The sequence below is a fragment of the Bacillus sp. LR_5 genome (assembly GCF_042709275.1).
In genome coordinates this window covers 1-11,464 of record NZ_JAVAXX010000212.1, presented here as the reverse complement: position 1 = coordinate 11,464, position 11,464 = coordinate 1, and the positions used below count along the sequence as shown (strand labels likewise).

Sequence of the window (11,464 nt, the reverse complement as noted above, 5' to 3'; positions counted from 1 at the left end):
TCCATCGCGATCTACACCGAAGCCTTCGTCTGCAGCTACAGATGGGTATAAGGGACAGGCTATAATTTAGCTATATCATACAAAAGGAGCGATACGAGTGATACGTTTTGCAATAATAGGAACCAACTGGATTACAGACCGCTTTCTTGAGTCAGCAGCGGATATCGAAGATTTTCAGCTGACTGCTGTTTATTCAAGATCGGCTGAACGCGCTGGCGAGTTTGCTGCTAAACACAACGCTGCGCATGCCTTCTCAGACCTTCAGGAAATGGCGGCGAGCGATTGCTTTGATGCCGTATACATAGCGAGCCCGAACGCTCTTCACAAGGAACAAGCCGTTCTCTTTATGAACCATGGCAAGCATGTCCTTTGTGAGAAACCGTTTGCTTCGAATACAAAAGAAACAGAAGAGATGATCTCAGCAGCTAAGGCAAACGGCGTTGTTCTCATGGAAGCAATGAAGACCACTTTCCTGCCGAATTTCAAAGAGCTGAAAAAACACCTGCATAAAATCGGCACTGTCCGCAGATTTACCGCAAGCTACTGCCAGTATTCCTCACGGTATGACGCGTTCAGAAGCGGAACTGTTTTGAATGCGTTTCAGCCTGAGCTTTCCAATGGGTCATTAATGGATATTGGCGTCTATTGTATTTATCCGGCTGTTGTGTTGTTTGGCGCGCCGAAGGATGTAAAAGCAAACGGATATGCTTTATCCTCCGGAGTGGACGGAGAAGGAACTGTCATTCTGTCTTACGACGGGTTCGAAGCTGTTCTGATGCATTCTAAAATCTCTACTTCCTATGCCCCGGCTGAAATCCAGGGTGAAGACGGGACGATTGTAATCGATACGATTCACCGGCCTGAACGTGTTGAAATCCGCTACCGGGACGGCCGCCTTGAAAACATCGCGATCCCTGATCCTAAACCAGCGATGTTCTATGAAGCAGAAGAATTTGTCACGCTCATAAAAGAGAATAAGCTGGAATCTGAAGAAAATACATTTGAACGGTCTTTGACCACTGCAAAGATTATGGAAGAAGCAAGAAAGCAAATGGGGATTGTATACCCTGCTGATCAAGCTTAAAAAAATCCGCCCGCGTGCAAATGCCGCGGCGGATTTTTTATTAGACAATCGGAGAAGATGCCTTCCTTTTTAAAAGCACCTGTTGCTCATATTCTTTGATGTCATGAAGCCATGCCTCTTTTACCGGAACGCCCATTTGCTCACAGTAGGAATCCCAGATGGCTCCGAAAGGATATGTTTTGAATTCCTCCATCAGGGCCAGCCTTTCTGTATAGCGGCCCTCTTCCTGCAATTGTTTTAAATATCCGTTCGGGAGAAGCAGGGCATACAATAAAGCTTTGATCATATTTCTCGTTCCGATGGTCCAGGCGGCTACACGGTTAATGCTGGCATCGAAAAAATCCAGACCGATGGCGACCTTCTCAAGAGCATGATTTCGTACAATTTCAAGAGCGATTTCTCTCAATTCATCATCCAAAACCACTACATGGTCGCTATCCCAACGAACAGGCCGCGATACGTGCAAGGCAAGCTTGTCTGTGTAAAGCAGCATGGACGAGATTTTGTTCGATACCGTCTCAGTCGGATGGAAATGGCCTGTATCAAGTAAACAAAGCTTATGATTCGTCAAAGCATAAGCTAAATAAAATTCATGAGATCCGACAACATATGATTCGGAGCCAAGCCCGAACAGCTTGCTCTCGATTGCATCAAGATTGTGTTGTTCACTGATCTCCTCTGCGAAGATCCGATCCAGTGATTCTTTTAGTCTTTTACGCGGTGTCAGTCTATCACTCGGGATATCCTTATAGCCGTCGGGAATCCAAATATTCGTCAAGCAAGGTGTTCCTAATTCTTTCCCGAAGTATTCCCCGATACGGCGGCAAGCGATGCAATGCCTGATCCAAAATTCTCTGATGTCCGGATCAGGGTGTGAAAGAGTGAGTCCGTCAGCCGCTTTCTCATGCGAAAACAAGGTTGGATTAAAATCTAAACCGAGACCAAGGTTTTTTGCCCATTTCACCCAGTTTTCAAAATGCTGCGGCTTCAATTCGTCACGTTCTACCGCTTCCCTGTTTGTTTCTGCGTATATCGCATGCAGGTTTACGCGGTGCTTTCCAGGAATGAGAGAAAGAGCCTTCTCCAAATCTTTTCTTAATTCTTCAGGAGTTTGCGCTTTTCCGGGATAATTGCCGGTCACGTCAATTCCGCCTGAAAGCTCGCCCTTATTTACTTCAAAGCCTCCAATGTCGTCACCCTGCCAGCAGTGGATCGAAATGGGCACTTGCTCTAATTGCCGAAGCGCCTCTTCAACATCAATTCCCCATTTTTCATATGCCTGTTTTGCACTGTCATAATTGGCTTTTATGGTCATACGGCTCTCTCCCTTTATCAGTTTTTTAATCCAAATAAAAAACTTCCTTTAGATCTATCGAAACAGGACTGAAATCCGAATTTGTTTTCATTAATGGCGCCATCGATTTCCACCATCTTCGGCAAACTTCCGTGTCCGCCATCTTTCTCCATTTCTCTTCATCCTCTATTTCTAAATATGCAAAAAGCCTGCCTGTTTCCTCGTCTAGAAAAATGGAATAATGGTGTGCTCCATGAGCTTTGAGTGCTTCTGCCATCTCAGGCCAAATGTCATCATGCCGCTGTTTGTATTCTTCGTACTTGTCTTGATGGACAAACATGATACTGGCTTTTCTTTTCAAACCTTTTCACCTCTTCATCATTTAGATAGCGCTTTCAAAACAGTTTGCTGAAATGACTGAATGATCGTGCTTCTGTCAATGTCTTTAGGTGTAAACACTTTGATCGGAAAGGAATTTCTGACGACTTGCCGGGCTTCTTTTATGTCTTTGACTTCTTTGGCAGCAATCATTTGCATCAAAAGATTTCCGGTGGCAGTTGCCTCTATCGGCCCTGCATATACCGCTTTTCCACTCATGTCTGCCGTTAATTGATTTAAGAAATCATTCCGGGCTCCGCCGCCGATGATATGAAATTGCTCGATCGGTTGTTCTGTGATTGTTTCGAGCTCTTTGATGGCTATCGCATAGATGATGGCTAAATTGCTGTAGATGCAGCAGGCAAGTTCGCCTGCAGTGCGGGGAATCTTTTGGCGGGTTTGTCTGCAATAATGTTGTATTTCCTTTATCATGTTTTCTGGATTCAGGAATCGTTTATCATTTAAGTTTATAAATTGCTGGAATGGTTCTGTTTTTTTGGCTTCTTCTGCAAGCTGCTGGAAGGAGTAATCTGCTTGTAACTGCTGTCTGACTTCTTGTATTACCCACATGCCGATAATGTTTTTGAGAAAGCGAATGGTGTTGTTTGCACCGCGTTCATTTGTATAGTTGTTTTCTAAAGCAAGATCAGTTATTATCGGTGTTTTGTTTTCAACCCCGATTAACGACCATGTTCCGCTGCTGATATACGCCCAGCCATCATGTACGCCTGGCGCTGCAATGACGGCCGAGGCCGTATCATGTGTTGCGACTGTCATCACCTTGCACGCCGGGAGATCATAATCCGGGAACCACTCATTTCTTAGCTTCCCGAGTTCACACCCCGGTTCAGTCAGCGGGGCAAATTGCTGTTCCTGAACGGACACGGCTTCAAGCAATTCAGGATCAAGATTTCCCGTTGAGGCGTTTAAAAGCTGTGTTGTGGACGCATTTGTGATTTCCGTTACAGCTTTTCCGGTTAAACAATAGCCTAAATAATCAGGAATCATCATAATTTTGTCTGTCTTTATCAGCAGCTCACGGTCTTCCTCATACAATTGATAGATCGTGTTGAAAGGCTGAAATTGTATTCCTGTTTTTTGATAAATTGCGGCTTTTGAGAGGATATGTTCCAGTTTGTCTATTGTGTGATCTGTTCTTCTATCACGGTAGGAGATTGCTTCCCGCAACCGATCGCCTTTTTCGTCCAGTAAGACATAATCAACTGCCCATGTATCAATGCCTACGGTGCAGTGTTCATACCCAAGCGTCTTTACTTTTTGCAGTCCTTGCAGGATTTGTTTTAGCAAATGATCAATATCCCAAAAGCAATGCCCGTCTCTTTGACTGAAACCGTTAGCGAACCTGTGAATCTCTTGTATGTCAAGCTTCCCTTCATTCAGTTCACCTACCATGATTCTCCCGCTTGATGCGCCTATATCAATGGCAGTATAAATCATCCTTTCACCCTCTCTTCGAAAGAGGAACAGCTGTCACCTTCACCTTTTTGTCCTCAAGAGCTTTTACCGATGCCGGATCAAGTCCAGAATCCGTAATAAGGCGGCTGACATCTTGCAGCGAGGCAATATGTGAAAACTCGCGGTTCCCCCATTTGCTTGAATCGGCCATCAAAATGGTCTGGTCCGACCTTTCGATCATCCGTTTTTTGAGCAGCGCCTGCCACTCATTTGAATCACTCATCCCGTTGTGTACGTCAAATCCCTTACATGACAGAAAGGTTTTATTGACATGATAGGTCTCAAGTGAACGCTCTGCTAACGGGCCGGCAAACGATAATGATTTTTCCAGCAAAATGCCGCCTGTTGAAATGACTGATATGTTTTCTTTATTGCTGAGTTCAATAGCTGCTTTCATTGAGTTTGTAATCACGGTGAGCTCAATGTCAGGGAGTATTTTTGCCATGTACCAAGCGGTTGTGCTTGCATCGAGAATGATTCGGTCTCCGCTTTTTACATATTTGGCCGCTTCGTGAGCGATGGCTTTTTTTTCGATGACATTCGTGATTTCCCGTTCAGAAAAATGAATTTCTGATTCCTTCTGCTGAATACTGACCGCTCCTCCGTGGCTCCGGCTCAGTTTATGTTCTTTTTCAAGCTTTTCAAGATCACGCCGAATGGTTTCCTCTGTGACTGAAAATATGTCACTTAATTCGGAAACGCGGATGCTTGAACGCATATTTACTATTTCCACTATTTTTTGCTGCCGTTCTGCTACTAGCATCGGTAACGCCCTTCCTCATATCGTAGTCCGTCTTATATTTTTTATCATAGCATATTTCTAACGCGTAAAAGCAGCAGGGACGCCGCCGTCTACCGTGATCATGCAGCCCGTTGTTTTTTCGGCTTTGGAAGAAGCGAAGAATGCAATGGCTTCGGCAATATCTTCCGGGTAAATATTGACGAGCAATGCTGTCCGTTTCCGGTAATGTTCCTCCAGCTGATCCGGTTCAATCCCGTACGCCGCGGCTCGTTCCTCCCGCCAGCTTGAACCCCAGATTGCCGATCCTTGAAGAACCGCATCAGGCAAAACAGAGTTGACCCTAATGCCGAATTCTCCACCTTCTGCAGCAATGCATCTTGCTAAATGGGTTTCAAGCGCCTTAACCGAGCTGTAGGCAGAGGCGTTTTTGCCCGCATAAACCGAATTTTTCGATCCGACAAATACCATGCTTCCGCCTCTATTTTGGTGTTTCATCTGTTTAAACGCTTCACGGGCTACAAGGAAATAGCCTGTTCCTAAAACATTCATATTAAGATTCCATTCTTTTAGACTTGTTTCGTCAAATGGGCTTGATGTGGCCAGCCCGGCATTATTGACGACGATATCAATGCCGCCGTAAGCAAGCGCCGCTCGTTCAAAAGCTGATTGTACGTCTTCCTCCTTTGTCACATCCATTTTGACAGCCATTGCCCGTCCTTCTCCGTATGCATCGTTTATTTCCCCGGCAATTTTCTGTGCACCTTCTATATTCAGATCAGCTACGATCACGTGCCCTCCCTCAGCTGCAAATCGGCGGCATGCTGCACTGCCGATTCCGCCGGCTCCTCCAGTTATCAACGCTACTTTTCGGGAAAATTCTGCTTCCGGCGGGGCCAGCGTGAGTTTATATAGTTCGAGCGGCCAATATTCGACATGGTAGGATTCATTTTCATGTAAAGAAACAAATTGCCCCAGAGCGGTTGCTCCTTTCATCACGGCGATGGCCCTCCGATATAAAGCCCCGCTTACTTTAGACATGGCATAACTTTTTCCTGTATTCACCATTCCGACTCCAGGAATCAATATCACCCGCGGGGCGGATTCAAAGATTTGATCCCCATCCTGCTGATTGCGTGTAAAGTAAGCCTGGTACTCTGATGTAAAGGTCTCGACTCCTGACTTGATCAGATCTGCAAGCTTGTGCACATCTTGAGTTTCCGGATTCCAATCAATGTACAGCGGAACCCGTTTTGTGTGAACAAGGTGATCCGGGCATGCCGCACCGATTTGCGAAAGTGCTGGCGCTTGGACACTGTTTACAAATTCCAAGACATCGTCATGATCATCATAGGAAAGGATCATTTTCTTTTCTTCACTTACTGCTCCTCTGATCACAGGCATGATGCCTGCCAAGATTTGTTTTCTTTTATCCTCCGGCAGCGGCTGATACCTTTTGCCTCCGAATACCTCATGCTGATTGATACGATCGTTAATATACTGCTCGGCTTCTTGAATGATGGATATCGTTTTTTGATAACATGTTTCAGACGTCTCTCCCCAAGTGACTAAGCCGTGTTTCTCCATTAATACAAGCTCGGCGTGGGGATTGTTTGCTACGCCTTCAGAGATCATTTTAGACAAAGTAAATCCAGGGCGAACGTATGGCACCCATACAAATCGGTTTCCGTAAATGTCTTCAGCGATTTGTTTTCCATTATCTGCACAGCATATGCTGATAATCGCATCTGGATGGGTATGGTCAACATGTTTGTATGGCAGAAAAGCGTGTAATAGCGTTTCAATTGAAGGGCGGGGATGTTTGCTGTCTATCATACAATGAGACAGGTAGTCTACCATTTCTTCATCTGGCATTTGGTCCCTTTTAATCAGCGGGCGGATATCATCTAATTTCAAACCGGTAAAGTTATGCGTTTTCATTGTTGCCAAATCCGAACCGCTTCCTTTTACCCACATGACTTCTATTTCACGGCCTCTAAAATCCTTTTCCGTTGTTTTCATAGATGTATTCCCCCCGCCCCAGTTGCAGACAGTGCGGTCTGACCCGATCAAATTGGACCTATACACCAATTCCTCTACACCTTTAGGCAGCTTTGCAGCTCGGTCTGAATCCCATATATGCTTCACCATATTTGATATTCCTCCATCCCCTTTTATTCGTATCCGTTTTCATTATATATGATTTCTGTTTGTTTTTGAATTGTTTTTGTTTATTTTTGTTTTCGACAAAAAAGAAAGCAGCAGATATGCCGCTTTCTCGTTTCATTATGATTCAATTTTAAATTTTTTCGTAATGTCCTGAAGTTCTTCCGCCATGTTTGCCAACGTTTCCGCTGAAGAGCTGATTTCTTCCATGGACGCAAGCTGTTCTTCCGCCGAAGCTGCGATATCCTGAATGCCTGCTGAGCTTTCTTTCGCCACTGCAGAAATATCTTCAACAGCACTTGACACTTCCTGTGATCCGGCTGACAGTTGTTCAACCGTCGCGTTCAAGTTTTGCAATTCGCCGGAAATTTGGGTTGTCATCTCATAGATTTGTTTAAAGCTTTCTGCTGTTTGATCCGTAATCTGCAAGCCTTCTTTCACTTCATGATTCACGGATTGGAACATTGAAAGTGAGGTGCTGATTTCCCTGACAATCTCTTGAATTAATCCTTCAATTTCCTTGGCGGAGTCTGCTGATTGTACAGCAAGTTTTCTAACCTCTTCCGCAACTACTGAGAAACCTCTTCCGTATTCTCCCGCTCTTGCCGCCTCAATCGCAGCATTTAATGCAAGCAGGTTGGTTTGATCAGCAATGCCGTTAATCACATTCAAGATGCTTGTGATGTCTTGCGATTTTGTTTCAAGGCCCTTCACAACCGCTTCCGCTTTTTGAACGGATTGGTCAATTGTTTTCATCTGGCCGACTGTATGCTCCACCAGCTTTTCTCCGCTGCCCGCTGCCTCAGAGGACTGAATCGATGATTTCGTAATGGTTGAAGAGGCCTGAGCCACTTTTGAAATCCCCTCGTTCATTTGAGAAAGATGATTTGAGCTTGTTTCCAGTTTCTCGCTTTGTGCCTCGTTGCCATCTGAGAACTGTTCGATGGCAAGTGTAATATGTTCAGTTGCCTTGCTTGTTTGGGCTGCGCTTGCCGTCAGCTCCTCAGAAGATGAAGCAACGTTTTCTACAGACGTTTGAATAACGCCGATTACAGAACGCAATGATGCAGACATTTCATTAAAGCTTTCGCCAAGCTGGCCAAACTCGTTTTTCGAGTGAATATCAATGACTTCTGTGAGATCTCCGCTGCTGATTTTTGCAGACGTTGAGACAAGTTTTCTTAACGGCTTGGTGATGGCACGGATAATATAGAGTATGAGTATGCCGCCGATTACAATCGACACGCATAGAATGATAACCGCAGTGTTCAGCACCGGGCTTGAAGCATCTCGCAATTCACTGACAAAATATGTGCCCGCGATTTTCCAGCCAGTCAGTTTATTTGTCGTAAAGGCCATTTTCTTTTCTTTGCCTTCGAATGTATATTCAAATGAACCTTCTTTTTTGGAATATACTTGGTTTGTCCAATCGCCGGAACCGGTTGTCCCCGGCTTAATGGTCGGATGGGCGATATATTTTTTGTTGCCAGTTGTAATAAATGCAAAGCCTTCTTTACCGATTTTGATTCTTTTTGATGCAGTAAGCACTTCATCCAGGTTTAAATCTAGCGCTATAACCCCTGAACCGTCTTTTAATTGTTTTGAAATTGTGACAACGATATCTCCTGTCGCTTCATCAGTATACGGCTCTGAGAAAACAGCTTGTCCTTTTTCCGCAACCGCCTGTTTGTACCAGTCACGTCCTGTCGGATCAAAGCCTTTCGGAACACCGCTATCCGGATATTTATAAAGCTTCTTATCTTCTGAGGCAGCATAGATTGCGCCTACATCGTCGTTAAGTGTCGTGTACTGCTTAAATTTCTCTTTCAGTAATGTTTTGTTTTTGCCTAACAATATGTCTTTATCGACTGTCTCACTATAATAATCTATTGCTTTTACTTTATCTTCTAATTTATTTTGCAGCGTACTGTTTAGTTCTTCAACACTTCCCTTCGCACTGCTTATGAGCTCTCTGTCTAACGCGTTCCAAGCTGATTGATAACTGAAATATGCTAAAACCCCAACCGGCAAAATAAGCACTGCCAGAAACGCAGCGATTAGCGGTTTGCTGATCGATGGCTGTTTGATCCATTGTATGAATTTTCCCATTCTCGTTGACTCCTCCTTTAAGATAAATCTAATATCGTCAAACTAGGATAAAAGGTTTAATAAAAAAACTAAAAAAAACACCCAAGCACAACAAGCTTGGGTGTTAAGGCTTATTATTCGATTTTAAATCGTTTGGTCATATCGCGAAGCTCTTCCGCCATAGAGGAAAGGGTCTCTGCAGACGAGCTGATTTCTTCCATGGAAGCTAGCTGCTCTTCAGCTGACGCCGCGATATCTTGTATATGCGCTGAGCTTTCTTTTGAAATAGATGCAATGTGCTCAGACGCTCCCGAAACTTCTTCGGAGCTGGCAGAAAGCTGCTGAACCGTCGCACTCATATTTTGCAGTTCGCCGGCGATTTGGTTCGTCATTTCAGAAATGCGTTTGAAGCTCATTTCTGTTTTATCTGTGATGTCAAGTCCTGTCTGCACCTCTTGATTGACAGATTGGAACATGCCGAGTGATGTATTGATTTCCTTCACAATTTCGATGATTAATCCTTCAATCTCTTTTGCTGAATCTGCTGACTGTACTGCCAGTTTTCTTACTTCTTCCGCTACAACGGAGAAGCCGCGGCCGTACTCGCCTGCGCGCGCTGCTTCAATTGCTGCGTTTAAGGCAAGCAGGTTCGTCTGGTCTGCGATGCCGTTGATCACACGCAAAATGTTTGTAATATCTTTCGATTTCGTTTCCAATCCGCGTACGACTTGCTCCGCTTCTTTAACGGACTTGTCAATGACATTCATTTGGCCGACGGTTTGATGAACAAGCTTGCCGCCTTCACTTGCAATTTCTGTCGATTGAACAGATGAATCAGTGATCACTTCAGAAGCTTGAGCCATATTCGTCAACCCGTCATTCATTTGATAAATGTGCTCTGCTGCCGTTTCAATGTTTTCGTTTTGTTTTTCATTGCCGTTAGAAAATTGTTCAATCGCCAATGTAATGTGCTCTGTTGCCTTGCTCGTTTGCGCAGCTGATGCAGTGAGCTCCTCAGAGGAAGCGGCAACATTATCTACGGAATCCTGGATGGCGTGTATGAGAGAACGAAGTGACGATGCCATATTGTTAAAGCTTTTGCCGAGCTCGCCCAATTCATCTTTTGAACGGATATCAATGGTTTCCGTCAAATCTCCCTCGCTGATCCGCTTAGAGGAACCGACAAGCTGTTTCAGCGGTGTTGTAATCGACCGAATGATCAAAGTCATGACGATAATCCCTATGATAATAGCTGCGGCCAAGACAATTAAAGCAAGGTGAAGGACAGGCTGGGCTGCCTCATGGATTTCATCCAAATACATGGTGCCGCCGATCTTCCATCCCGTCAACTTGTTTGTGTCAAAGGCCATTTTTTTCTTATCGCCGTCCATGGTGTATTGAAAATCGCCTTTATCAGCGTTCAGCATCTTATCGAGCCAGTCGCCTTTTAATTCAGTTCCTGATTTTTCATTCGGGTGAGCGACAACTTTTTTGTCCTTCGTCATGATAAATGCGTAGCCTTGTGTGCCGATGTTGACTTTTTTGGTTGTTTTCAGCAGATTTTCAATCGTCATGTTGATTGCGATAACGCCTGAACCATCTTTTGTCTGCTGGGCGATTGTCACAACCATCGTATTTGTCGACGCGGTTTTATAAGGGTCTGTGATCACGACTTTCCCTTTATTTGCAACCGCTTTTTTGTACCAGTCGCGTTCAACCGGATTATAGCCGCTTGGCATCGGAAGATCCGGATAGCGGGTAAAGTGCCCTTTTGTGTCGCTTGTATAAATGGATTCTACATCCTTGTTAATGCTGATATATTGTGAGAATTTCTCTGCAATGCTTGCATTGCTTTTTGCATTGTATTTCTCTTTTGTCAGCCATTCGCTGAAATAATCAGCACTGTTTTCTTTTTCGCCGATGCTGGTGTTAATGATTTCGTTTAATTGCTGTACATTTTCCAATGCGCTCCCCATCATCTGTCTGTCGAGTGAGCTGCTAGCCGATTGATACGCAAAGATCGCCAATATGACAACCGGTATGATGAGGATCGACAGAAAGGAAACGAGAAGCTTCCGTGTAATTGATCTTTGTTTTATGAGTTGGAGTATTTTTTTCATCATTCATTTCTCCTTTTTTATGCTACCCTTCATATCGGCTGGAAATGGGTAAATATATACAGCAAAAAAGAAGAAATTTAACAAAAGTAACTAATTTCCCTGTCTCTTATACAATACTG

The 11,464-nt window shown here is 44.3% G+C and carries 8 protein-coding genes and 1 pseudogene; 1 reads left to right on the top strand and 8 read right to left on the bottom strand.

The annotated features are described in order from the left end of the window. The first annotated feature begins 97 nt into the window (after positions 1–97). Positions 98–1,084 (top strand): scyllo-inositol 2-dehydrogenase, encoded by a 987-nt coding sequence (gene iolU, locus RAC86_RS28050; RefSeq protein WP_003228926.1) that lies wholly within the window; start codon positions 98–100, stop codon positions 1,082–1,084. A 40-nt stretch (positions 1,085–1,124) separates the two neighbouring features. Here the strand turns inward: iolU and rhaA are convergent, their stop codons facing one another. From rhaA to mcpA, 8 genes and pseudogenes are all read right to left on the bottom strand, one after another. Beyond that, complete coding sequence (rhaA, locus tag RAC86_RS28045) at positions 1,125–2,399, bottom strand: L-rhamnose isomerase (RefSeq protein ID WP_377886257.1); 1,275 nt, start codon at positions 2,397–2,399, stop codon at positions 1,125–1,127. Between the two features lie 25 nt (positions 2,400–2,424). After that, complete coding sequence (gene rhaM, locus RAC86_RS28040; protein WP_014480666.1) at positions 2,425–2,739, bottom strand: L-rhamnose mutarotase; 315 nt, start codon at positions 2,737–2,739, stop codon at positions 2,425–2,427. Between the two features lie 17 nt (positions 2,740–2,756). Further along, positions 2,757–4,214: a rhamnulokinase gene (rhaB, locus tag RAC86_RS28035; RefSeq protein ID WP_088326831.1), complete on the bottom strand. Its 1,458-nt coding sequence runs from the start codon at positions 4,212–4,214 to the stop codon at positions 2,757–2,759. A gap of 4 nt (positions 4,215–4,218) precedes the next feature. Continuing rightward, positions 4,219–4,995 carry a rhamnose catabolism operon transcriptional regulator RhaR gene (gene rhaR, locus RAC86_RS28030; RefSeq protein WP_009968057.1) on the bottom strand — a complete coding sequence of 259 codons (777 nt, stop codon included), beginning with the start codon at positions 4,993–4,995 and terminating at the stop codon, positions 4,219–4,221. A gap of 57 nt (positions 4,996–5,052) precedes the next feature. Then, positions 5,053–7,122: a bifunctional aldolase/short-chain dehydrogenase gene (locus RAC86_RS28025; RefSeq protein ID WP_377886255.1), complete on the bottom strand. Its 2,070-nt coding sequence runs from the start codon at positions 7,120–7,122 to the stop codon at positions 5,053–5,055. Positions 7,123–7,257: 135 nt separating this feature from the next. Then, a complete protein-coding gene (locus tag RAC86_RS28020; RefSeq protein WP_377886254.1) occupies positions 7,258–9,246 on the bottom strand; it encodes a methyl-accepting chemotaxis protein in 1,989 nt (662 codons plus the stop codon). 113 nt (positions 9,247–9,359) lie between these two features. Beyond that, a complete protein-coding gene (locus RAC86_RS28015) occupies positions 9,360–10,310 on the bottom strand; it encodes a methyl-accepting chemotaxis protein (protein WP_369877620.1) in 951 nt (316 codons plus the stop codon). Continuing rightward, positions 10,305–11,201: pseudogene (gene mcpA / locus RAC86_RS28010) on the bottom strand (methyl-accepting chemotaxis protein); the annotation flags it as partial. The gene RAC86_RS28015 and the pseudogene mcpA, both read right to left, overlap by 6 nt. Between the last annotated feature and the right edge of the window lie 263 nt (positions 11,202–11,464).